Origin of the sequence: Streptomyces sp. NBC_01283 (assembly GCF_041435335.1) — a bacterium.
Classification (GTDB): domain Bacteria; phylum Actinomycetota; class Actinomycetes; order Streptomycetales; family Streptomycetaceae; genus Streptomyces.
The window spans coordinates 2,809,889-2,833,166 of record NZ_CP108430.1 but is presented as its reverse complement, the minus strand read 5'-3'; the positions used below and the strand labels follow the sequence as shown (position 1 = coordinate 2,833,166).

Sequence of the window (23,278 nt, the reverse complement as noted above, 5' to 3'; positions counted from 1 at the left end):
AGGCCTTTCCCGCCGGGCACTGACCTGGCACAGACGTTCCTTGTCGCCACCGTATTCGTCGGATCCTTCCTGTGGCTGATCGTTCTGGCCTCGTGGCGAGATCGTTGAATCGAAATGTGCACCCGGCAGGTCGGCAGGAATGAGTGGCCAGCCAACCTGCAAAGGGGCGGAAGTGGGGTGGTCAAGCCACGGCCTGGTCCCACACATGCGCGAGGGCCTCCTGCTTCCTCGGTCCGCCTGCCGCCAACGCGGCCAGCAAGGGCGGCAGTTCGAGGGGCAAGGACCGGACGCGCGCTGAGGTCCCGCCGCCCCAGTGCCGCACGGCGACGCTCTCGCGAGGTGCCACCGGGCCGCCGGGGTGCAACAGCACGCAGGTCGGCGGCCCACCGTCAGGCTCCTTGGCGAGCGAGTGGGCGTACAGGAAGGCCTGATAGAGATCGGCCGTGCCGAGTTTCTTCCCGCTGCCGAACAGCTTGTACTTCACGTCGACGGGCCGGCTGAACGCGGCGCCGCCCCGGTGGCCGACGAGCATGAGGTCCGGTCTGACCTCGCTGTAAGGCAGCCCGGTCAGTTCGTTCCGGAGCACTCCGCGCTCGCGCGACTGACCCCGGACGGTGCAGCCGGTGCCCGCCGAGGCCTCGGTGAGCAGCTGGGTCACGAACGACTCGAAGAGCCTGTTCATGTCGACCAGGAACGCCCGTGAGGCGAGAGGCCCGCGTGCGAACAGATCCCCGATGCCGCCACCTGTCAGGAGCAGCGCGGCCCAACGGTGGGCCGGGCGGTAGTGCTCGTTGTGCCGGTGATAGTCGATCCGTGCGACCGCGGTACGGGGGTCGCCGAGCGGTGTCGGGGCGAACTGCGCGAACTGTGCCGCCACGCGTCGTGCCCTGGCGCGCACGGCGGGGGAGCGGGTGGTGCGCGCCGCGAGGTCGGTGGCTGCCGCGCAGAGCCGGTTGTCCGGGACGTCGGCTTCCTGCTCGTCGAAGCGGCATGCGAGGCGGTCCAACTGGCCTGGGTGACGCAGCATCTGGCGGTCGGCCAGCAGCCGTCCCCGTACCGCGGGAAGGTCTTCCTCCAAGGTTACGTAGTCGCGGCGCACGCCGTGGGCGAGCAGCCGCTCGCAGTGCTCGGTGACCAGGAGAGCCACCAGGTCCCGGAGGTTCGGGGAGCCCTGGGCGACGGAGCGCGGTGCGTCCAGCGAGGGGGAGTCGCCCGCGGCCGCGTAGGCGACCAGGCGCAGCACGTCGAGATCCTCGCCCAGGTATTTGGGCCGGACGCGGATCTCGCAGGCGTCGAGCTCGACGACACCGACGTACTGGCCGGCGGTCAACTCCAGCCGGTCACGTGCGAGTTCGCGTATCTGCATGCGCTCGGCCAGCTGCCCGGAGGCGCACAGACGGCGGTCCGCTTCGCTGAGCCGGACACCGTGGACGACGGTGCTGCCGTACTCCCGCAGGGGCACCACCGGCTTGGCAGGCAAGTTACTCGCCCCCGGCATTGACCTGCAGCTCGGTGTAGAGCGCCGTCACTAGGCCGTCGTCCGTGAGGTCCTTCAGGGTGTGCGTGTCGGCGTCCACCAGGTCGTCACCGAGGAAGGCCGCGAGAAGGGTGTAGTCGTCGTACGCGTACTCCTGCAGCAGCGGCAGGATTTCGCCGCGGATGATGCCCGCGAGCTCGCCGGCCGAGTCGACGGGAGCGCCGCCCGGCAGAAAGAACGCGTGTCCGATCTGCTTCTCGCGGTCGAGCAGCGTCCGAATGCGCTGGTTGAGGGCGTCGAGGAGGTCGGCGAGGTGCAGCTCCCCGACGTGGCAGCCCTGGAGGGGGCCCGAATCGGGCAGCAGTTCCAGGAACGCGAAGCGGCGGCGGATCGCCGCGTCGAGGGTGCGGATGGAGCGGTCCGCGGTGTTCATCGTGCCGATCAGAAATACGTTCGGAGGGATGCGGAACGGCTGCTGGCTGAGCGGCAGTGTGACGGAGAGCCCGCGCTTGTCCTTCTCGATCAGGGTCACCAGCTCCCCGAAGATTTTCGGGAGGTGGCCGCGGTTCAGCTCGTCCACGACGACCAGATAGGGGTGGGCCGGATCGGCGGCGGCTGCCTCGCACACACGCTTGAAGACGCCGGAGGTCAGATCGAGGCTGAGCCCTCCACCCGGTGTCTCGTTCTTCACGGGCCGGAACCCCTCGACGAAGTCCTCGTATCCGTAGCTCGGATGGAAGGTCACCATCGTGAGGCGCCCCGCCAGGGAAAGCGCGTCAAGCGTCGCACCGAACGACTCCGTGCCCGGTTCGGCGTACGGGTCCGAGCCCGGCAGGTCACCGGACAGCTCACCCAGCCAGCGCACCGCGAAGCGCAGGGCCAGGTACGTCTTGCCGGTGCCCGGCGGGCCGAACAGAACGGCCTGACCGCGACGTTCGAGGGCATCGGCCAAGGGGCGCAGCTCGGCGTCGAGCGGCTGCGCCGCCACCGCTGCCGCTGCCGCCTCCGCAGTGCCGGTGGCGGCCTCCGCGTCGGTGGACGACGGGTCGAACTGTGCCGACTTCGCGCGCCGGATCCTGTTCCACAGCGCGGCCGGGACGTCCTTGACGGTGACGGTCGCCCACGACCGCTCAGGCTCGTCGAGCCGCGTGGCGTAGCTCTCGTCCCAGTCGACGCCGACGGTGTGGCGGTGGTCGGCGCGCTCCTCCCGCCATTGGTAGCCCTCACCCGTCACGCGCCCCACACCGAGGATCTGACTTGCCCCCGAGTTGGCGACCACGAGGTCACCGGGCCGTAGACCCTGCAGCTTCCAGACCTCGTTGGCCTTCGCGGAGATCTTCGACTTGAAGCCGTTGTACTCGTCGTTGTATGCCGCTGTGAACGCTGCCAGAAACTCGTCCTTGTCGGCGAAGGTCCGCAGGTCCGGTACGTCGTCCCAGCCGACGGCGATGTAGCCGCCCGCGCGGCAGTCGTCCCAGAGGGCCCCGTCGTGCCCGGCGGCGATCTTCACGATCTGCTGGGTCCGCCGCGGGTTGGCCCACCACTCGAGGAACAACACCACCAGGTCGTACGACCACCCGGCGAAGCTCTCGTCGGCGTCGATGATGTTCTTGAGCCTGGCCCGTAGTGCCCACCCCTCCAGCTTGGGCACGGGCTCCGAGGTCAGCCGCTCGATGAAGTGCTGGATCCAACCCGTCCCGTAGATCGGGAGGTTGGACTCGGGAGCGTAGATCCGCAGAGTCTTGCCGATCAGGGCTGGACCTGAGCGCACCGCGGCGATGGTGTCGATGTCGGCGAGGCGGCCCTCGCGGGCGGCGGTCACGGCCGTGATGATGCCGTCCCGTACGTGCTCCCAGGCCTCCTCGGCATTGGCGTAGCGCGAGTCGTGCCACCAGTCGCCGTCCGGGCCCTTCCGGTAGATGAGGTGCTTACGGGCCGAACCGCCGGCGATGCTCCCGAGGGCATCGCTGCCGAACTCGATCAGATAGCAGTACGGCTTGGTCGTGCTGCTGCCGCCCTGGCCGAGCGCGAACCGTTCCAAGGACATAGTGGGCCACTCCTCCCAGGGAAAGGCTTCGCGTATCTGTCGCGCCGCGTCGTCCCGCTTCCGCAGGGTCTCCTCGCAGCCGGCGCCGTCGAAGGCGGCTCTCGCCTCGGCGAGCGGCCAAGGGCGCATCGTCTCGGCCTGCGTGGGCGAGATGGACTTGAGGACGCAGCTGCACAGACCGATGATCGTCTGGCCGGAACCACCGAGCAGCCCGATGCTCCGGGCGAACTTGATGCGGCCCTCGGTGTCGCCGGACGGCGCCGAGTCGAGGATCCGGCGCCACAGGAGTCTGTCCGGGTCGGGGAAGCGGGGCAGAACCTCGGAGTCCGTCAGGTGCGAGCACCGGAGATCGTGATGCATCTTGCGGCCGTTGAGCGGCAGGACCACTTCACCCGGCGACGGCGTGAGCGCGAAGTCGTGTCCTTCATAGGTGACGGCCACCCGCTCCTGCTCGTCGGCCATGACGCTCCCTCGCGTGCTGGATCACTCCTCGATCGGGCGTCGACCGTACCGCGCCACCACCAGCGCCACGCCCTGCAGCACCATCCCGAACAAGCACCAGCTGGCCACCACGTCCAGGGGCCAGTGATACCCGCGCCGCACCAGGCCGAGGCCGACCGCGAAGTTCAACAGGGCGCAGGCGATGACCAGTTCGCGTCGGGCGTAGGTGCCGCGCAGGTGGGGCAGCAGGAGCAGGGCCGCTCCGCCGTAGGCGACCAGGGCGGTGGCGGTGTGGCCCGAGGGGTAGTAGCCGTTGCCGTCCATGCCGGGTGGGCCGGTGCGGCCGATGAGTTCCTTGAGCGGGATCACGAGTGCCGGGACCGCGGCCATGGCCACGGCGGCGGCGACCGGGGCCAGCCACCAGCGGAACGTACCGGCCCGGTGGCCGCGCCACGACGTGTAGGCGATGGCGGCGGCGAGGAACGGGACGGCGACGGCGACCCCGCCCAGATCGGCGAGGAACTCGGCGGCGCCGTCCGGGAGGCGGCTTCCGGTGATCCAGGGGCCGAGCCGCTCGTCCGCGTCGCGGAGGGGGCCGTCGGCGATCACTTGCCAGGTGATGAGCGCGAAGAGCAGCGCGCAGAGGCCGAAGAGGAAAATGGTCGGCCGCCCCGGAACAGGGGGGGTAGTTCCGAGGCGGCCGACCTGACCGGTGTGCCGCACGCCCCGGGGGGTTTGGGGCGGGCGGCCGTCCGATCGGTGAGGAGTTCCGGAGCCAGTGACTCCGGGTGTGTGCGCGAGGGCACGACCAAGACGGGGCTGGGGAGGCTCCGTCCCGGTGTCGCCCACAGTCCCCTGTGGGCGGGGTGTTTCTCTCATCTGCAGAAACCGTACGTCAGGTGGTGACGGGCCGACAGGCGGAACGGCAACCCGGCATGGGTCCCGCACACCTTCTTCACACGCCCTGACGGTCACTCCAGGTCACGGTTCTCGCACCGCGCGCCGTACACACACGTCAGGCCGCGCTCGGACACATGCGGAGCCGGGATCTTCCCCCTTTGGGGTGATCCCGGCTCCGCCGAGCACGTCCGCGGGCTCGTCCGCGGGGGAGGTGATCAGATGCGGGCGAACGCCGCCTCGATGATGTCCAGGCCCTCGTTCAGGAGGTCGTCGCCGATGACCAGCGGCGGCAGGAAGCGCAGGACGTTGCCGTACGTGCCACAGGTGAGGACGAGCAGGCCCTCCGCGTGACACGCCTTGGCGAGCGCGGCCGTCGCCTCGGCGTTCGGCTCCTTCGTGGCGCGGTCCTTGACCAGCTCGATGGCGATCATCGCGCCACGGCCGCGGACGTCGCCGACGATGTCGTACTTCTCCGCGATGGCGTTCAGGCGGGCCTTCATCGTCGCCTCGATGGCCTTGGCCTTGCCGTTGAGGTCGAGCTCCTTCATGGTCTCGATGGCGCCGAGCGCACCGGCGCAGGCCACCGGGTTGCCGCCGTAGGTGCCGCCGAGGCCGCCCGAGTGCGCGGCGTCCATGATCTCGGCGCGGCCCGTGACGGCGGCGAGCGGCAGGCCGCCCGCGATGCCCTTGGCCGTCGTGATCAGGTCGGGGACGATGCCCTCGTCCTCGCACGCGAACCACTGGCCGGTGCGGCAGAAGCCGGACTGGATCTCGTCCGCGACGAAGACGATGCCGTTGTCGTTGGCGAACTTCACGATCTCCGGCAGGAAGCCCTTCGCGGGCTCGATGAAGCCGCCCTCGCCGAGCACCGGCTCGATGATGATCGCGGCGACGTTCTCCGCGCCGACCTGCTTGCTGATCTGGTCGATGGCCTGCTTGGCGGCCTCGGGACCGGCGTTCTCCTCGCCCGTCGGCCAGCGGTAGCCGTAGGCCACCGGGACGCGGTAGACCTCGGGCGCGAACGGCCCGAAGCCGTTCTTGTACGGCATGTTCTTGCTGGTCAGCGCCATCGTCAGGTTCGTACGGCCGTGGTAGCCGTGGTCGAAGACGACAACCGCCTGGCGCTTGGTGTGCGCACGGGCGATCTTGACGGCGTTCTCGACGGCCTCGGCGCCGGAGTTGAAGAGCGCGGACTTCTTCGCGTGGTCACCCGGCGTCAGCTCCGCGAGCTGCTCGGCGACGGCGACGTACCCCTCGTACGGCGTCACCATGAAACAGGTGTGCGTGAAGTCGGCGAGCTGCGCGGTCGCCCGGCGTACGACGGCCTCGGCGCTGGCGCCGACCGACGTCACGGCGATGCCGGAGCCGAAGTCGATGAAGCGGTTGCCGTCGACGTCCTCGATGATGCCGCCACCCGCGCGCGCCGCGAAGACGGGCAGCACGGAACCCACGCCGCCGGCGACCGTGGCGGTACGGCGGGCCTGCAGCTCCTGGGACTTCGGCCCGGGAATGGCGGTGACGACGCGGCGCTCCTGCGGAAGTGCGGTCATGGGGTGCTCCTGGGGGTGGGGCGAGGCGGACGCTCGATGCTGGCTTTCGTTGCTGCTTTCTTTCGCAGGTTAGGGGCGGAGCGTGGGGGCGGGCATGCTCCACGGGGGAGTTTTTCGGCGTGGCGGTTGTCCGTGATGGACATAGCGGCCCGTGGGCGGGGTGCGGCTTTCGTCCCCATCGGCACCCTGCCCACGTCAGGGTGTTCCCGCAGGTCCCGGGCGCGTATCCGGTGAACTCCCCCTGCGGGGGCACTAGATTGACGGCTGAACCGACAGACCGGCAGGTCAGGGGGCAAGGGCCATGGACTCCGAAGGCACGCACGACGCTCGCGGTACGCACGCCACACCGGTGCCGCGTCCGGCGGGGCCGGCCGTCCCCGCGGCGCCGCCGATGCCCCGGCGGGCGCCCGGCGCCGACAGCACCCCATCCGTCGCCGACTGGCTCGCCGCGCCCCGCCCCGAGGCGGCCCCCGGCATCTGGCGCTACGCCTACCGGCCCCCCGCGCCCGAGGCCGAGAGCGAAGGCGTCAACCGGCGGCTGATCGTCGGCATGGTGATCTCCGCCGTGCTCGGCCTGCTGTTCTGGTCGCTGTGGCGGCAGGGCAACATCCCCTATCAGTGGGCCCTGCTCAAGCTGTTCACGCCGGGCGACTGGTGGTGGGCCGGCAGCGTGCAGCCCAAGGAGCGGCAGGCCGACGACGCCCGGATCGTCTACAACGGTCTTGTCTTCGGCGCGGTGCTGTACTCCGTCGGACGGCTCGGTGCCTGGCCCGACTCGATCCGGCACTTCGTGGTGCGGCGCCCGCAGCCCTCCCGCGCCGTGGTCGCCTCCGTCGCCGCGGTCGGTGTCCTGATCTTCGTCTGGCCGAGCGCCTTCGGGCTCGACGCGCGCCCGCTGCCCGTGGTCGACCCCGTCTTCTCCCTGGTCGCACTCATCGCGGGGGGTTACGAGGTCTTCACCTCGCAGGTGCTCACCGACGTCCTGTACATCCTGATCACCCTCGCGGTGCTGTGGCCCTTCGCCCGGATCGGCGGATGGTGGGAGGCGATCCGCGACGCCACGACCGCCAAGGCCGCGACGCCCGCGACGGCACGCCCCCGCGCCACCCCGCCGCGCCCCGCCGGCGCTCCCGCCCGCGGCCACTGGCCCGAACTGCGCGCGGCCGGACACGACAAGGCCGCCGACCTGCTCTCCGCCGAGCTGGTCAGCGGACGCATGAACGACGTCGACTGCGCCCGCGTGGCCCACGCCTGGCGCACCGCCGCCCCCGACGCGGGCGCGCTCGCCACCTTCGTGGACACGGTCGCCCGGCACGGTGCCGCCTCCTGGACCCACCCCTCGGGCCAGCGCGACCTGCCCACCCGCAGCGCCGTCCACGACCTGCTCGTGGGCCAGGTCAGGATCGGCCGCTTCGCGCAGGACGAGCGCAACCCCTACGCCGTGCGCAACGCCGGCGCCGCGCTCGACCCCGCCGTGCTCGGCACCTCACTGCTCGCGGTGGGCCCGTCCGGTGCGGGCAAGACCGGACGGCTCATGTGGCCGGTGGCCGAGTCCCTCGCCCTGGGCGCCCTGACCGGGCAGTGCGCGGTCGTCGTCGTGTGCGCCGCGGGCACGGCGCTCGGCCCCGACAGCGCGTACGACGTCGTGGTCAGGCCGGGCGATCCGGCGTCCGTGCACGACCTCGACCTCTACGCGGACTGCGACGACCCGGACGAGGCCGCCGCCTTCCTCGCCGAAGGGCTCGTCGGCGACCTCGAAGCCGTGGACACGCGGCGCGCCGCCACCACCCTCGCCCAACTCCTCGGCCCCTACCGCCGCCTCCACGGACGCTTCCCGTCCGTGCCCGTGCTGCGCGAACTGCTGGAGGGGGCCCCGGCCGCGCTCGACGCCCTCCGCGCGGGCCTCGCCGCCGACGAGCACACCGCCATGCGCCGCGAACTCGACGCCCGCGTCCGCCAGTCCGGCTCGCCCAACGACCCGGGCCCCGCCCTGGCCGACCGGCTCGCCCTGCTCGACCGCCCCGCCTTCGCCGACTTCTTCGACCCGAGCGGCGAGGGACACCCCTTCTCGATGCGGGCCGTGGCCCACCACCCGCTCCGCGTCCGGGTGGACCTGCCCGAACACGGACACGAGGAGGCGTCGCGGCTCCTGGCCCGCCTGCTGCTCGCCCAGTTCTCGTACGTCGCGCGCGGCCGTGCCCGGCGGCCGCACTTCGCGTGCCTGATCCTCGACGACGCCGCCCGCACCCTCACCACCGAGAGCGTGCGCGCCATCCAGCGGCTGCGGTCGCTGAACGCGGGCGTCGTGCTCGGTCTGCGCACGATCGGCGAGGTGCCGGAGGCGCTCCAGGGGCCGCTGTACGCCGCGGTCGGCTGCCGGATGGCCTTCTCCGGTGTGACGACCTGGGACGGGCGCCGGTTCACCGAGGCCTGGGGCACCGAGTGGATCGAGACCAGGGAAGTGGCTCAGCACACGGTCTTCGCCGACCAGCCGATGACCCGGGCCCTGCACTCGCTGCGCAAGCTCGTCACCGGCAAGGCGGTCACCACCGACGCCGTCACCGTACGCAAGGTCGAACGCGAACGCTGGTCCGCATCCGATCTGGCCCACTCCCTGCCCCCGGGCCACGCGGTGCTCTCCCTGACGGACGTACGGGGCGAGCACGCGCCGCCCCTTTTGGTGGACCTTCGGGGATAGCCACCCGGGCGCACGCAGCGGGGGCGCGGTCAGCGAGGTACATACGGGGAATTCGGTCCCGTACGTACCGTACGGTGAGGCAGAATCGACACAGGTCGTTCATACGTACCGGCCAAAAGATCCACATCTCGTCCGGGATTCAATGGCCGACCGGGACGCGCGCCCGCCGCCGGTGCCAGGCATCAGCCCTGATGTGCCCTGACCCTACTGACCAGACCTGAAGGCCCCATGCCGCCCACGCTCGCCTCCCTCGTCCACCACTCCGCACTGAAGCTCACCGTGCGCGCCGGTGAGGACCATCTGGACGCGCCCGTGCGCTGGGCGCATGCCAGTGAGCTCACCGACCCCGTGCCCTACATGGAGGGCGGCGAGCTCCTCCTGATCACCGCGCTCAAACTGGACGCGGAGGACCCGGAGGCCATGAGCCGCTACGTGAAGCGGCTCGCGGCGGCAGGCGTCGTCGGGCTCGGGTTCGCGGTCGGGGTGCATTACAAGGACATTCCGGAGGCGTTGGTCGCGGCCGCCGCGGACGAAGGGCTTCCGCTCCTTGAGGTGCCCCGGCGCACCCCGTTCCTCGCCATCAGCAAGGCGGTTTCCGCGGCCATCGCCGCCGACCAGTACCGCGCGGTGACCGCGGGCTTCGCCGCCCAGCGCGAGCTGACCAAGCAGGCACTGAGCGACGGTCCCGAAGGGCTGCTCGGCGCGCTCGCCGGCCAGGTGGACGGCTGGGCCGCGCTGTACGACGCGTCCGGCGCCGTCGTCGCCACGGCCCCCGAGTGGGCGTCCCGCCGGGCCGCCAGGCTCACCACCGACGTGGAGCGCCTGCGGGACCGGGCCGCACCCGCGAGCGCGGTCGTCGCGGGCGCCGAGGACCGGGTCGAGCTGCACTCGATCGGCACGGGACGGCGGCCCCGCGCCGCGCTCGCCGTCGGCACGGCCTCCACCCTCGGCACCGCGGAGCGGTACGCCCTGCACTCCGCCATAGCGCTGCTCACCCTCACCACGGAGCGCAACCGCTCGCTGCAGGCCGCCGAGGCGCGGGTCGGCTCCGCGGTGCTGCGGATGCTGCTCGCGGGGGAGCCGGACCATGCCCGCACGGTGGCGGGGGAGCTGTACGGCAGCCTGCTCGACGCGCCGTTCCGCCTGGTGGTCGCGGAGGTGCCCGCCTCCGCCCCGGACGACGCCGACCCGTTCGCCGGTCTGACCGACGCCGTCGAGTCGGCCGCGGCACGCGCCGGTGAGGCACTCCTCGTCGTCCCCTACGGCGAGCGGCTCGTGCTGCTCGTCGTGGACGGCGGCGCGGGCGCGGCGGCCTGCGTCGCGTACGCGCAGACGCTGGAGGCAGGGCGTTCCGAGGCGCCGGAGGGCGGTGCGGGCGACGGGGCGGCTCTCCTCCTCGGCCTCTCCGCGCCTGCCGGACCGATCGCGGCGGCCACCGCGTACAAGCAGGCGGACCAGGCGCTGTCCATCGCCCGGCGCCGGGGCCGTGCGCTGGTCGAGCACGAGGACCTGGCGGCGGGCTCGGTCCTGCCGCTGCTCGCCGACGATGCCGTACGGGCGTTCGCCGACGGACTGCTGCGCGCCCTGTACGAGCATGACGCCACCGGCCGCGGCGACCTGATCGCCTCGCTGCGGGCCTGGCTCTCGCGCCACGGCCAGTGGGACGCGGCGGCGGCGGACCTGGGCGTCCACCGCCACACCCTTCGCTATCGGATGCGCAGGGTCGAGGAGATCCTGGGCCGCTCCCTGGACGACCCGGACGTCCGCATGGAGCTGTGGCTGTCCCTGAAGGCGACATCGAGCGGTACGGAGTAGCTGCGGGGCAATCGTTCCCCTGCCAAAGCGGCGCGGCCCCAAGGGTCAGTACTCCGCGTCGGACAAACGCCCCGCGCCCTTGCCGCCCCTACGGTGGGGAACGTACCCCCCAAGACACACCTTCGCGGAAGGGCCGGGAATCGACATGACTTCCATCCACGCCTTCTGGCTCGCCGGTCGCCAGACCACCGGTGAGACCACTCTCGACGTCACATCGCCGTGGGACGGACGGGTCGTCGGCAAGGCGTCCGTACCGACCGACGCCCAGGTCGAGGAAGCCGTCGCCGCCGCGTACGCCGTGCGCGACGAGTTCGCCGCGACCCCGGCGCACGTGCGGGCCGCCGCCCTCGACCACGTGAGCCGCAGGCTCGTCGAGCGGACGGAAGAGATCGCCCAGCTCATCTCCGCGGAGAACGGCAAGCCGATCAAGTGGGCCCGTGGCGAGGTCGGCCGTGCCGTCTCCGTCTTCCGGTTCGCCTCCGAGGAAGCCCGCCGCTTCAACGGCGGCGAGGCCCAGCGCCTCGACACCGACGCCGGTGGCCAGGGGCGTCTCGCCTTCACGCGCCGCTTCTCCAAGGGTGTCGTCCTGGGCATCGCGCCGTTCAACTTCCCGCTGAACCTCTGCGCCCACAAGATCGCCCCGGCCATCGCGTCCGGCACGCCGATCATCCTCAAGCCGGCTCCGGCGACCCCGCTCTCGGGTCTCCTCATCGGCGAGCTGCTCGCCGAGACGGAGCTCCCGGCCGGTTCCTGGTCCGTGCTCCCCGTCGCGAACGAGAAGATGCCCGCCCTCGTCCAGGACGAGCGCCTCCCCGTCATCTCCTTCACCGGCTCCGAGAAGGTCGGTTACGCGATCCTGGACTCGGTGCCGCGCAAGCACTGCACCCTGGAGCTCGGCGGAAACGGCGCCGCCGTCGTCCTGGCCGACTTCTCCTCCGACGAGGACCTGGACTGGGCGGCCTCGCGCATCGCGACGTTCTCCAACTACCAGGGTGGCCAGTCCTGCATCTCGGTGCAGCGCGTCATCGCCGACGCCTCCGTGTACGACCGGCTCGTGCCGCGCGTCCTCAAGGCCATCGAGGCCCAGGTCACCGGCGACCCGTCCGACCCGAAGACCGACGTCGGCCCGCTCGTCAACGAGGACGCCGCCAAGCGCGTGGAGTCCTGGGTCGACGAGGCCGTCCAGGCGGGTGCGCAGCTCCTCGCGGGCGGCAAGCGGGACGGCGCCTCGTACGCGCCGACCGTCCTCGCCGACGTCCCGGCCGGCACCACCATTGCCGTCGAGGAGGTCTTCGGGCCGGTCCTCACGATCAAGAAGGTGGACGGCGAGGCGGAGGCGTTCGCCGCCGTCAACGACTCCAAGTACGGCCTCCAGGCGGGCGTCTTCACGCACGACCTGCAGACCGCCTTCCGCGCCCACCGCGCCCTTGAGGTCGGCGGCGTGGTCATCGGCGACGCGCCGTCTTACCGCGCCGACCAGATGCCGTACGGCGGCGTGAAGCAGTCCGGCGTGGGCCGCGAGGGCGTCCGCTTCGCGATGGACGACTACACGTACGAGCGGGTCATGGTCCTGACGGGCCTCGACCTGTAGGTCACTTCCCGTCACTTCTCGGACCGGACGGCCGGAGCCCACTGTGCGGGGGCTCCGGCCGTTCTCGTGTGCGCGTGTCCCACGCGTCCCGGTGGGCCGAACGCTGCGCGAGGACTGGTGGGCTCGGGGCGAATCGGGTACATACGATCCATACGATCGAGTAGCACCAGTCAGTAACCGACCGGGTCGAGATCGGGTCAATCGGAGCCGACCGGCCCCACTCCGCGGCGAGGTGAGCTCCTCAATGCCCGCACCAACGACACCACCTTCCGGTCCGTCCGTCACCGAGCGCGAGGCCCGGCAGGTCGCCGAGGCCGCCCGCGAGCAGGACTGGCGCAAGCCCAGCTTCGCCAAGGAACTCTTCCTCGGCCGCTTCCGGCTCGACCTGATCCACCCGCACCCCCTGCCCGCCGACGAGGACGCCCGGCGCGGCGAGGAATTCCTCGCCAAGCTCCGCGACTTCTGCGAGACGAAGATCGACTCGGCGCGCATCGAGCGCGAGGCGAAGATCCCCGACGAGGTGCTCAACGGGCTCAAGGAGCTCGGCGCCCTCGGCATGAAGATCGACACGAAGTACGGCGGGCTCGGCCTCACGCAGGTGTACTACAACAAGGCCCTGGCCCTGGTCGGCTCCGCGAACCCTGCGATCGGCGCGCTCCTCTCCGCGCACCAGTCGATCGGCGTACCGCAGCCGCTCAAGCAGTTCGGCACCCAGGAGCAGAAGGACGAGTTCCTGCCGCGCTGCGCCCGCACGGACATCAGCGCGTTCCTCCTGACCGAGCCGGACGTGGGCTCCGACCCGGCGCGGCTTGCCACCATGGCGGTGCCGGACGGCGACTCGTACGTCCTGGACGGCGTGAAGCTGTGGACGACGAACGGTGTCGTCGCCGACCTCCTGGTCGTCATGGCGCGCGTGCCGAAATCCGAGGGCCACAAGGGCGGCATCACGGCCTTCGTGGTGGAGGCCGCGGCCGAGGGCATCACCGTCGAGAACCGCAACGCCTTCATGGGCCTGCGCGGCCTGGAGAACGGCGTGACCCGCTTCCACCAGGTCCGCGTCCCCGCCGCGCACCGCATCGGACCGGAGGGCGCGGGCCTGAAGATCGCCCTGACGACCCTCAACACCGGCCGCCTCTCGCTGCCCGCGATGTGCGTCGGCGCGGGCAAGTGGTGCCTGAAGATCGCCCGTGAGTGGTCGGGCGCGCGGGAGCAGTGGGGCAAGCCGGTCGCGCTGCACGAGGCGGTCGGCGCGAAGATCTCCTTCATCGCGGCCACGACCTTCGCCCTGGAGGCCGTACTCGACCTCTCCTCCCAGATGGCCGACGAGGACCGCAACGACATCCGCATCGAGGCGGCGCTCGCCAAGCTGTACGGCTCCGAGATGGGCTGTCTGATGGCGGACGAGCTGGTGCAGATCCGCGGCGGCCGCGGCTTCGAGACCGCGGAGTCCCTCGCGGCCCGCGGCGAGCGCGCGGTCCCGGCCGAACAGGTCCTGCGCGATCTGCGCATCAACCGCATCTTCGAGGGCTCGACGGAGATCATGCACCTGCTCATCGCCCGCGAGGCGGTGGACGCGCACCTCAAGGTGGCGGGCGACCTGATCGACCCGGACAAGTCCCTCACCGACAAGGCGAAGGCGGGCGCGCGGGCAGGCGGCTTCTACGCACGCTGGCTGCCGAAACTGGTCACCGGCCCGGGCCAGCTCCCGCGCTCGTACACCGAGTTCCACCCCAGCGGCCACGCGAACCTCTCCCCGCACCTGCGCTACGTGGAACGGGGCGCCCGCAAGCTGGCCCGCTCGACGTTCTACGCGATGTCGCGCTGGCAGGGAAAGATGGAGACCAAGCAGGGCTTCCTGGGCCGCGTGGTCGACATCGGCGCCGAACTCTTCGCGATGAGCGCGGCCTGCGTGCGCGCCGAGCTCCTGCGGACGACGGAGGACCACGGCCGCGAGGCCTACCAGCTGGCCGACACGTTCTGCCGTCAGTCCCGCATCCGCGTCGACGAGCTGTTCGACCGCCTGTGGACCAACACGGACGACGTCGACCGCAAGGTGGTCAAGGGCGTCCTGAACGGCATGTACACCTGGCTGGAGTCGGGCGTCGTGGACCCCAGCGGCGAAGGACCCTGGATCGCGGACGCCACACCGGGTCCGAGCACCCGGGAGAACGTCCACCGGCCGATCCGCTGAGCCGGCGGCCGGGGGCGGGTTCCCGCCCGTCCCCGGCCGGAGTTCCCGCCCAGAACACGATTCCGGCCGACCGGATCGGGGCGCAGTGTCTCCTCACACCGCCGCCCAGGCAAGAATGGGGGGATGAGCGACAGTCCAGCCCCCCTCGCCGACCCGCATCTCGTCTTCGACCCCGTCGTCACGGACGGTCCGCGGGACATCGTCATCCTCGGCTCGACCGGGTCGATCGGCACCCAGGCCATCGATCTCGTCCTGCGCAACCCCGGTCGCTTCCGCGTCACCGCGCTCTCCGCCGCCGGCGGCCGCGTCGGACTGCTCGCCGAGCAGGCGAGGCGGCTGCGGGTGCGGACCGTGGCCGTGGCCCGCGAGGACGTCGTACCGGCGCTGCGCGAGGCGCTGAAGGGGCAGTACGGCGACGAGCCGCTGCCCGAGGTCCTCGCCGGGCCCGACGCGGCCACGCAGCTCGCCGCGTCGCAGTGCCACACCGTCCTGAACGGCATCACGGGATCCATCGGGCTCGCGCCCACCCTCGCGGCGCTCGAAGCGGGCCGCACCCTCGCGCTCGCCAACAAGGAGTCGCTGATCGTCGGCGGCCCGCTGGTGAAGGCGCTCGCCAAGCCGGGGCAGATCATCCCCGTCGACTCCGAGCACGCCGCGCTCTTCCAGGCGCTCGCCGCGGGCACCCGCGCCGATGTGCGCAAGCTGGTCGTCACGGCCTCCGGGGGCCCGTTCCGGGGGCGTACGAAGGCCGATCTGGCGAACGTCACACCGGACGACGCGCTCGCGCACCCCACCTGGGCCATGGGCCCGGTCATCACCGTCAACTCGGCGACGCTCGTCAACAAGGGCCTGGAAGTCATCGAGGCGCACCTCCTCTACGACATCCCCTTCGAGCGCATCGAGGTCGTCGTCCACCCGCAGTCGTACGTGCACTCCATGGTCGAGTTCACCGACGGGTCGACGCTGGCCCAGGCCACGCCGCCCGACATGAGCGGTCCGATCGCCATCGGCATCGGCTGGCCCGAGCGAGTGCCGGACGCGGCGCCCGCCTTCGACTGGACGAAGGCCTCCAGCTGGGAGTTCTTCCCCCTCGACAATGACGCTTTTCCGTCGGTCGGGCTCGCCCGGCACGTGGGGAAGCTCGCGGGCACGGCCCCGGCGGTGTTCAATGCCGCCAACGAGGAGTGCGTGGACGCGTTCTTGAACGGCGCCCTGCCCTTCAACGGGATCATGGAGACCGTCACGAAGGTCGTCGCCGAACACGGCACACCGGCCGCGGGAACTTCCCTGACCGTCGCGGACGTCCTCGAAGCGGAGACCTGGGCGCGTGCCCGGGCCCGTGAACTGACGGCGAAGGCGACCGCGGAGGCCCGCGCATGACGACCCTGATGATGATCCTCGGCATAGTCGTCTTCGCGGTCGGGCTGCTCTTCTCGATCGCCTGGCACGAGCTGGGCCATCTGTCGACCGCCAAGCTGTTCGGCATCCGCGTGCCGCAGTACATGGTCGGTTTCGGCCCGACGATCTTCTCGCGCAAGAAGGGCGACACCGAGTACGGCGTCAAGGCCATCCCCCTCGGCGGGTACATCCGCATGATCGGCATGTTCCCGCCGGGACCGGACGGCCGCATAGAGGCACGCTCGACGTCGCCCTGGCGCGGCATGATCGAGGACGCGCGGTCGGCGGCCTTCGAGGAGCTCAAGCCCGGCGACGAGACCCGCCTCTTCTACACGCGCAAGCCGTGGAAGCGCGTGATCGTGATGTTCGCGGGCCCGTTCATGAACCTCATCCTCGCCGTGGTGATCTTCCTCGGCGTGATGATGACCTTCGGCATCAGCACGCAGACGACGACGGTCGGCAAGGTGTCCGACTGCGTCATCCAGCAGAGCGAGAACCGCACCAAGTGCCAGAAGGGCGACACGGCCGCGCCCGCCAAGGCCGCGGGACTGAGGCTCGGCGACAAGATCGTGGCCTTCCAGGGCGAGCCCGTCGACGACTGGTCCGCGCTCCAGGGCAAGATCCGCGAGACCATCGGCCCGGCCACCATCACGGTCGAGCGCGACGGCAAGCGGGTCGACCTGCACGCCAACCTGATCAAGAACCAGGTCAGCAAGACGGACGGCGACGGCGGATACGTCCAGGGGAAGTACGTCTACGCGGGCTTCCTCGGCTTCACCCCCGCCACCGGCATCGTCCAGCAGGGCTTCGGCGACTCCGTGAACCGCATGGGCGACATGATGGAGAACGGCGTCGAGTCGCTCATCGCCCTGCCGTCCAAGATCCCCGACCTGTGGGACGCGGCCTTCGGGGACGGCGACCGCAAGCAGGACTCCCCGATGGGCGTCGTCGGCGCGGCCCGCGTGGGCGGCGAGGTCTTCACGCTGGACATCCCGCCGGAGAACCAGATCGCGATGATGCTGTTCCTGGTGGCGGGCTTCAACCTCTCGCTGTTCCTGTTCAACATGCTGCCGCTGCTGCCCCTTGACGGCGGGCACATCGCCGGGGCGCTGTGGGAGTCGGTGCGCCGCAAGGCGGCCAAGCTCCTGAAGCGGCCCGACCCGGGCCCCTTCGACGTCGCGAAGCTGATGCCCGTTGCCTATGTGGTGGCCGGAATCTTCATCTGCTTCACGATTCTCGTCCTGATCGCGGATGTAGTTAACCCGGTAAGAATCTCGTAGTAATGCGAAGTTTGCGGCGGCCGGGCACTCTATGTGTCCGGTCGCCCACCATTGGGTGGACTTGGGGACGGGATGTGCTCGGGCCCTGTGGGGTGCCGTAATCTCGAAGCCTGGAGCCCGCCGATCTCGGGACCTTGATCCACACCTTGGGGATGCACGCCAGATGACTGCCGTTTCTCTCGGAATCCCGTCCGTACCGACCAAGCTCGCCGACCGCCGGGTCAGCCGCAAGATCCAGGTCGGTACGGTCGCCGTCGGCGGGGACGCGCCTGTGTCCGTGCAGTCGATGACGACGACGCGTACGTCCGACATCGGGGCGACGCTGCAGCAGATCGCGGAGCTGACCGCGTCCGGCTGCCAGATCGTGCGGGTCGCCTGTCCGACGCAGGACGACGCGGACGCCCTCGCGACGATCGCGCGGAAGTCGCAGATCCCGGTGATCGCCGACATCCACTTCCAGCCGAAGTACGTATTCGCCGCGATCGACGCCGGCTGCGCCGCTGTCCGTGTGAACCCGGGCAACATCAAGCAGTTCGACGACAAGGTCAAGGAGATCGCGCGCGCCGCGAACGACGCGGGCACCCCCATCCGGATCGGCGTGAACGCGGGTTCGCTGGACGCGCGCCTTCTCAAGAAGTACGGCAAGGCGACTCCCGAGGCACTGGTCGAGTCGGCCCTGTGGGAGGCGTCGCTCTTCGAGGAGCACGGCTTCCGGGACATCAAGATCTCGGTCAAGCACAACGACCCGGTGGTCATGGTCAACGCCTACCGCCAGCTCGCGGCGGCGTGCGACTACCCCCTGCACCTCGGTGTGACGGAGGCCGGTCCCGCCTTCCAGGGCACGATCAAGTCGGCGGTGGCCTTCGGCGCGCTGCTCTCCGAGGGCATCGGCGACACGATCCGCGTCTCCCTCTCGGCCCCGCCGGTCGAGGAGATCAAGGTCGGCATCCAGATCCTGGAGTCCCTCAACCTCAAGCCGCGCCGCCTGGAGATCGTCTCCTGCCCCTCCTGCGGCCGCGCCCAGGTCGACGTCTACAAGCTGGCCGAAGAGGTCACCGCGGGCCTGGACGGCATGGAGGTCCCGCTGCGCGTCGCCGTCATGGGCTGCGTCGTGAACGGCCCCGGCGAGGCCCGCGAGGCCGACCTCGGTGTCGCGTCCGGCAACGGCAAGGGTCAGATCTTCGTCAAGGGCGAGGTCATCAAGACCGTCCCCGAGTCGAAGATCGTCGAGACGCTCATCGAAGAGGCCATGAAGATCGCCGAGCAGATGGAGAAGGACGGCATCCCCTCGGGCGAACCGACGGTGGCCGTCGCGGGCTGACGCCTGACATGACGCAAGGGACCGGGTGCCCCTCCGGAGGTGGCGCCCGGTCCCTTGCGTGCGGTGCTACTCGGCATCTCCGGTTAAAGTACGGAGATCAGCAGACCGTGTGACTCCGCCCCGAGGGGCTTCTCGCAGTGACGCGACGGTCAAGCCCTGACCGACGCCCTGAGGGCACGCGGCGACGCTAGCAGGGTGTTCGACTGGTTGTCGTTGCCCGCAGGGAGTGATGGAGACGCCCCGTTGTTGACGCAGACCACCACCAGGGTCCTCGAACCGAGTGACCTGGACGCCGCGCTCGCTGTGCTCGACCGCGAGCCGGTGGCCAACGCCTTCGTGACCTCACGGGTCCGCGTCGCGGGCCTCGACCCGTGGCGGCTCGGCGGCGAGATGTGGGGCTGGTACCAGGACGGAATGCTGGAGTCCCTCTGCTACGCGGGCGCCAACCTCGTCCCCATCTGCGCGACCCCGCGCGCGGTCCGCGCCTTCGCGGACCGCGCGCGCAGGGCAGGCCGCCGCTGCTCCTCCATCGTCGGCCCCGCCGAGCCCACCGCCCAGCTCTGGCGGCTGCTCGAACCGTCCTGGGGCCCCGCCCGCGAGGTCCGCGCCCAGCAGCCCCTGATGGTCACCGACCGCCTCCCGCGGGACATCGCCCCCGACCCGTACGTCCGTCGCGTCCGCAAGGACGAGATGGAGACGATCATGCCCGCGTGCGTGGCGATGTTCACCGAGGAGGTCGGCATCTCACCGCTCGCCGGCGACGGCGGACTCCTCTACCAGGCGCGGGTCGCCGAACTCGTCGGCGGGGGCCGCTCCTTCGCCCGCCTCGACCGCGACGGCAAGGTCGTCTTCAAGGCCGAGATCGGCGCGGCCACCGCACAGGCCTGCCAGGTGCAGGGCGTCTGGGTGGCCCCCGAGTACCGGGGCCAGGGCTACGCGGCACCGGGCATGGCGGCCGTCCTGCGGTACGCCCTCGCGGACGTCGCCCCGGTCGTCAGCCTCTACGTCAACGACTTCAACACCGCGGCCAGGGCGGCGTACCGGCGGGTGGGGTTCCAGGAGGTCGGGGCGTTCATGAGCGTCCTGTTCTAGTCAGGTTCGGGGCAGGTTCCGGTCCGGTTCACGTCCGGTTCCGGCCCCTGCGCGTCTCACACCGCACTCCTCACGCACCCCCGTCCGCGAGTTAAAGTTCGGCGCATGACTGACGACGTCGTGATCGGGCCGCTGGACCTCGCCACGCACGTGGACGAAGCGCTGCGGGTGCAGGCCCACGCCTTCGGGCTCAGCGACGACGAGGTGACCGTGCGGCGCCAGATCGTGCTGCGGCACCTCACCTACCCCGGCGCCCGCGCGCTCGGCGCCACCACCCCCGAGGGGCGGCTCGTCGGCTTCGTCTACGGCATGCCCAACGACCGCGGCCACTGGTGGTCCACGGTCGTCGAGCCGTATCTGCGGGTCCACGGCGTGGAGGACTGGCTCGACGACTCCTTCGTGATCACCGAGCTCCATGTGCAGCCCGGTTACCAGAACCGCGGCGTCGGCCGCACCCTCATCACCACCATCACGGACACGGTCGACCAGCCGCGCTCGATCCTCTCCGCGATCGACGTCGAGAGCCCCGCACGCGGCCTCTACCGCTCGCTCGGGTACGCGGACCTGGCCCGCAACGTCCAGTTCCCCAGCGCCCAGAAGCCGTACGCGGTGATGGGCGCGCCCCTGCCGCTGAAGCGGTCGGGCAGCTAACCGATTTCCGCCCGCGCCCGGGCCCCGGCTAACCTCCTGCCATCACCCTTCCCCAAGCTCTCGGCTTAGGCCGAGCAGGGGGGACCCCCTTTCGCAGGAGTTCACCATGGCCCAGGTCCAGCGCATGTCCCGATTGATGATCAAGACACTGCGCGACGACCCGGCGGACGCAGAGACGCTCAACCACAAGCTGCTCGTCCGGGCCGGATACGTCCGCCGCACCGCCGCAGGCATCTGGTCCTGGCTGCCGCTGGGCAAGAAGGTCCTGGAGAACATCACCCACGTCGTGCGCGAGGAGATGGACGCCATCGGCGCCCAGGAAGTCCTCCTGCCAGCGCTCCTGCCCAAGGAGTCGTACGACGCGACGGGCCGCTACGACGAGTACGGCGACCTGCTGTTCCGCCTCAAGGACCGCAAGGGCGCCGACTACCTCCTCGGTCCGACGCACGAGGAGATCTTCACCCAGATCGTCAAGGACCAGTGCTCGTCCTACAAGGACCTGCCGGTGATCCTCTACCAGATCCAGACGAAGTACCGCGACGAGGCCCGCCCCCGCGCCGGTGTGCTCCGCGGCCGCGAGTTCCAGATGAAGGACTCGTACTCCTTCGACACCACGGACGAGGGCCTCGCCGAGTCGTACGCCCTGCACCGCGCCGCGTACATCAAGATCTTCGAGCGTCTCGGCCTCGACCACCGCATCGTCTCCGCCGTCTCCGGCGCGATGGGCGGCTCGGCCTCCGAGGAGTTCCTGGCGCCCGCGCCGGCCGGCGAGGACACCTTCGTGGACTGCCCCGCGTGCGACTACGCGGCCAACACGGAGGCCGTCTCCTTCGTCGTCACGGAGGCCGCCGACGGCTCGGCGCACGGCCCCGTCGAGGAGCTGGACACCCCCGACACCCCGACCATCGAGACGCTCGCCGCCCACCTCGGCGTCCCGGCCTCCGCGACCCTGAAGAACCTCCTGGTCAAGGTCGACGGCGAGATCGTCGCCGTGGGCGTGCCCGGCGACCGCGAGGTCGACCTCGGCAAGCTCGGCGAGCACCTGGCGCCCGCCGTCGTGGAGCTGGTGACGGCCGAGGACTTCGAGGGCCGCGACGATCTCGTACGCGGCTACGTCGGCCCGCAGGGCCTGGACAAGGTCCGCTACATCGCCGACCCGCGGGTGGCGGCGGGCACCGCCTGGATCACCGGCGCGAACAAGATCAACACGCATGCGAAGAACGTCGTCGCGGGCCGTGACTTCGAGGTCGACGACTACCTCGACGTCGTGGTCGTCGAGGAGGGCGACCCCTGCCCCAAGTGCGGCACCGGCCTGAAGCTGGACCGCGCCATCGAGATCGGCCACATCTTCCAGCTCGGCCGCAAGTTCGCCGACGCCTTCCAGCTCGACGTCCTGGGCCAGCAGGGCAAGCCGGTCCGCGTGACCATGGGCTCGTACGGTATCGGCGTCTCGCGCGCGGTGGCGGCGCTCGCCGAGCAGACCGCGGACGACAAGGGCCTGTGCTGGCCCAAGGAGATCGCCCCCGCCGACGTCCACGTGGTGGCCGCGGGCAAGGCGCTCCAGACGGAGCTCGCGCTCGACGTCTCCGAGCAGCTGAACGCGGCGGGCGTCCGGGTCCTGGTCGACGACAGGGCGGGCGTCTCGCCCGGCGTGAAGTTCACGGACGCCGAGCTGATCGGTGTCCCGCAGATCCTGGTGGCGGGCCGCCGTTCCGCCGAGGGCGTCGTGGAGCTGAAGGACCGCCGCACCGGCGAGCGCGAGGAGCTCACCGTGGCCGAGGCGATCGCGCGACTCACTGCCTGAGCCTGATGCTCAGACGCCGGACGGGCTGAATCTTCAGCCCGTCCGGCGTCTGGGGACGAACTCGGCGGATCAAGTGGTTGCGGCACAGGAGCCCGCTACAGCCACCCCGCGAACTCCAGCAGCAGCTCCGCGTCCTGCTCCCGCCCCACGCGCCGTGCCCGCACCCCGGACTCCACGGCCCGGAACAGCGTCCAGCCCCGCAGCCGCTCCTGGTCCACGTCCAGCGACTCGGCCAGCTTCTTCACCCGGCGCCGGGTGATCGACGCCCCGGAGGGCGAGGCGATGAGGTCCTCCACCCGGTCCCGCACCAGGCGGGCCAGGTCGAACGCGCACTCGCCCACCACCGGGTCGGGCCCCACGGCCAGCCACGGCACGCGGTCGCCCTGAAGCACCTTGCTCTGCCGGAACGTGCCGTGCAGCAGCCGTACCTCCACGTCCCCGGCCAGCAGCTCGTCCCGCGCGGCGAGCGCGGCGTCCACCAGCGGCGCGACGTCCCCGTCCGAGGCGGCCCGCATCGCGTCCGCCTGCCGTCCCGTCCGCTCGGCGACCGTCTCGAAGCGGTGCCCGGTGGGCGGCTCCACCCACAGCCGGCGCAGCGTGCCCGCCGCCTCCAGGAGGGCCTTGGCCTCGGGCAGCGAACGGACCGACACATCGCGGTGCAGCCGCTCCAGGAGGAGGGCCCCGTCCGCGGCGGAGGGGTCGAGCAGCCGTACGGCACCGAGCCCGTTCCAGTGCGCGAGCGCGGCGCGCTCGCTCTCGGGCCGCGACCTCGGCGGCACCAGCTTCAGCACCGCGGGCGCGTCGTCGGCTTGGCGTACCATGATGACGAGGCTGCTGCGCCCACCGGGCACGTGCACCCGCTCGACGGTCAACTCGCGTAGAGCGACGGCCTGTTCGGCTGCTCCGGGCAGCTTCTCCAGCCAGTCGTCGCCGTCCTGCGCCGCCTCGCCGAGTGCGGTGACGAGGCGCCGGGGCGGTTCGAAAGCCATGCGCGAGGTGTTCCCTTCCTGGCGGTCGTGAGC

Annotated in this window: 15 protein-coding genes; 10 read left to right on the top strand and 5 right to left on the bottom strand. The window is 71.0% G+C overall.

The window, feature by feature from the left end:
- Positions 1–181: 181 nt before the first annotated feature.
- The 4 genes from OG302_RS12660 to gabT form a co-directional block, all read right to left on the bottom strand.
- Complete coding sequence (locus OG302_RS12660) at positions 182–1,480, bottom strand: McrC family protein (protein WP_371526892.1); 1,299 nt, start codon at positions 1,478–1,480, stop codon at positions 182–184.
- A gap of 1 nt (position 1,481) precedes the next feature.
- Positions 1,482–3,986, bottom strand: coding sequence for an McrB family protein (locus OG302_RS12655; RefSeq protein WP_371526891.1), 2,505 nt, complete (start codon positions 3,984–3,986; stop codon positions 1,482–1,484).
- A gap of 21 nt (positions 3,987–4,007) precedes the next feature.
- Positions 4,008–4,688 (bottom strand): phosphatase PAP2 family protein, encoded by a 681-nt coding sequence (locus tag OG302_RS12650; RefSeq protein ID WP_371526890.1) that lies wholly within the window; start codon positions 4,686–4,688, stop codon positions 4,008–4,010.
- Between the two features lie 392 nt (positions 4,689–5,080).
- Complete coding sequence (gene gabT / locus OG302_RS12645) at positions 5,081–6,415, bottom strand: 4-aminobutyrate--2-oxoglutarate transaminase (RefSeq protein WP_371526889.1); 1,335 nt, start codon at positions 6,413–6,415, stop codon at positions 5,081–5,083.
- Positions 6,416–6,716: 301 nt separating this feature from the next.
- Between gabT and OG302_RS12640 the strand changes: the two genes are divergently transcribed.
- The 10 genes from OG302_RS12640 (at position 6,717) to OG302_RS12595 (ending at position 22,256) form a co-directional block, all read left to right on the top strand.
- Positions 6,717–9,113 (top strand): ATP/GTP-binding protein, encoded by a 2,397-nt coding sequence (locus tag OG302_RS12640; RefSeq protein WP_371526888.1) that lies wholly within the window; start codon positions 6,717–6,719, stop codon positions 9,111–9,113.
- 228 nt (positions 9,114–9,341) lie between these two features.
- Entirely contained in the window at positions 9,342–10,928 is a 1,587-nt protein-coding gene (locus OG302_RS12635) for a PucR family transcriptional regulator (RefSeq protein WP_371526887.1), read from the top strand.
- A 145-nt stretch (positions 10,929–11,073) separates the two neighbouring features.
- Positions 11,074–12,519, top strand: coding sequence for an aldehyde dehydrogenase family protein (locus OG302_RS12630; RefSeq protein ID WP_371526886.1), 1,446 nt, complete (start codon positions 11,074–11,076; stop codon positions 12,517–12,519).
- Between the two features lie 244 nt (positions 12,520–12,763).
- Positions 12,764–14,710, top strand: coding sequence for an acyl-CoA dehydrogenase family protein (locus OG302_RS12625; protein ID WP_371526885.1), 1,947 nt, complete (start codon positions 12,764–12,766; stop codon positions 14,708–14,710).
- Between the two features lie 123 nt (positions 14,711–14,833).
- Positions 14,834–16,090 carry a 1-deoxy-D-xylulose-5-phosphate reductoisomerase gene (gene dxr, locus OG302_RS12620; RefSeq protein ID WP_371526884.1) on the top strand — a complete coding sequence of 419 codons (1,257 nt, stop codon included), beginning with the start codon at positions 14,834–14,836 and terminating at the stop codon, positions 16,088–16,090.
- Positions 16,087–17,388, top strand: a complete 1,302-nt coding sequence (locus OG302_RS12615; RefSeq protein WP_371526883.1) for an RIP metalloprotease — start codon at positions 16,087–16,089, stop codon at positions 17,386–17,388. The genes dxr and OG302_RS12615 overlap by 4 nt, the downstream gene beginning before the upstream one ends.
- Before the next feature lie 163 nt (positions 17,389–17,551).
- Positions 17,552–18,709, top strand: a complete 1,158-nt coding sequence (gene ispG / locus OG302_RS12610) for a flavodoxin-dependent (E)-4-hydroxy-3-methylbut-2-enyl-diphosphate synthase (RefSeq protein WP_190084813.1) — start codon at positions 17,552–17,554, stop codon at positions 18,707–18,709.
- Positions 18,710–18,952: 243 nt separating this feature from the next.
- Complete coding sequence (locus OG302_RS12605; RefSeq protein WP_371526882.1) at positions 18,953–19,801, top strand: GNAT family N-acetyltransferase; 849 nt, start codon at positions 18,953–18,955, stop codon at positions 19,799–19,801.
- A 105-nt stretch (positions 19,802–19,906) separates the two neighbouring features.
- Complete coding sequence (locus OG302_RS12600) at positions 19,907–20,452, top strand: GNAT family N-acetyltransferase (protein WP_371526881.1); 546 nt, start codon at positions 19,907–19,909, stop codon at positions 20,450–20,452.
- Between the two features lie 106 nt (positions 20,453–20,558).
- Entirely contained in the window at positions 20,559–22,256 is a 1,698-nt protein-coding gene (locus OG302_RS12595) for a proline--tRNA ligase (RefSeq protein WP_361837880.1), read from the top strand.
- Between the two features lie 95 nt (positions 22,257–22,351).
- Here the strand turns inward: OG302_RS12595 and OG302_RS12590 are convergent, their stop codons facing one another.
- The gene (locus OG302_RS12590; protein ID WP_371526880.1) at positions 22,352–23,245 is read right to left on the bottom strand and encodes an aminoglycoside phosphotransferase family protein; all 894 of its coding nucleotides are present in this window, start codon (positions 23,243–23,245) and stop codon (positions 22,352–22,354) included.
- Between the last annotated feature and the right edge of the window lie 33 nt (positions 23,246–23,278).

What these genes read in the sequence shown, in the direction of transcription:
- OG302_RS12630 (WP_371526886.1), top strand. Translation starts at nt 11,074, where the DNA reads ATGACTTCCATCCACGCCTTCTGGCTCGCCGGTCGCCAGACCACCGGT.
- OG302_RS12625 (WP_371526885.1), top strand. Translation starts at nt 12,764, where the DNA reads ATGCCCGCACCAACGACACCACCTTCCGGTCCGTCCGTCACCGAGCGC.
- gabT (WP_371526889.1), bottom strand. Translation starts at nt 6,415, where the DNA reads ATGACCGCACTTCCGCAGGAGCGCCGCGTCGTCACCGCCATTCCCGGG.
- OG302_RS12655 (WP_371526891.1), bottom strand. Translation starts at nt 3,986, where the DNA reads ATGGCCGACGAGCAGGAGCGGGTGGCCGTCACCTATGAAGGACACGAC.
- OG302_RS12595 (WP_361837880.1), top strand. Translation starts at nt 20,559, where the DNA reads ATGGCCCAGGTCCAGCGCATGTCCCGATTGATGATCAAGACACTGCGC.
- OG302_RS12640 (WP_371526888.1), top strand. Translation starts at nt 6,717, where the DNA reads ATGGACTCCGAAGGCACGCACGACGCTCGCGGTACGCACGCCACACCG.
- OG302_RS12635 (WP_371526887.1), top strand. Translation starts at nt 9,342, where the DNA reads ATGCCGCCCACGCTCGCCTCCCTCGTCCACCACTCCGCACTGAAGCTC.
- ispG (WP_190084813.1), top strand. Translation starts at nt 17,552, where the DNA reads ATGACTGCCGTTTCTCTCGGAATCCCGTCCGTACCGACCAAGCTCGCC.
- OG302_RS12590 (WP_371526880.1), bottom strand. Translation starts at nt 23,245, where the DNA reads ATGGCTTTCGAACCGCCCCGGCGCCTCGTCACCGCACTCGGCGAGGCG.
- dxr (WP_371526884.1), top strand. Translation starts at nt 14,834, where the DNA reads ATGAGCGACAGTCCAGCCCCCCTCGCCGACCCGCATCTCGTCTTCGAC.
- OG302_RS12600 (WP_371526881.1), top strand. Translation starts at nt 19,907, where the DNA reads ATGACTGACGACGTCGTGATCGGGCCGCTGGACCTCGCCACGCACGTG.
- OG302_RS12615 (WP_371526883.1), top strand. Translation starts at nt 16,087, where the DNA reads ATGACGACCCTGATGATGATCCTCGGCATAGTCGTCTTCGCGGTCGGG.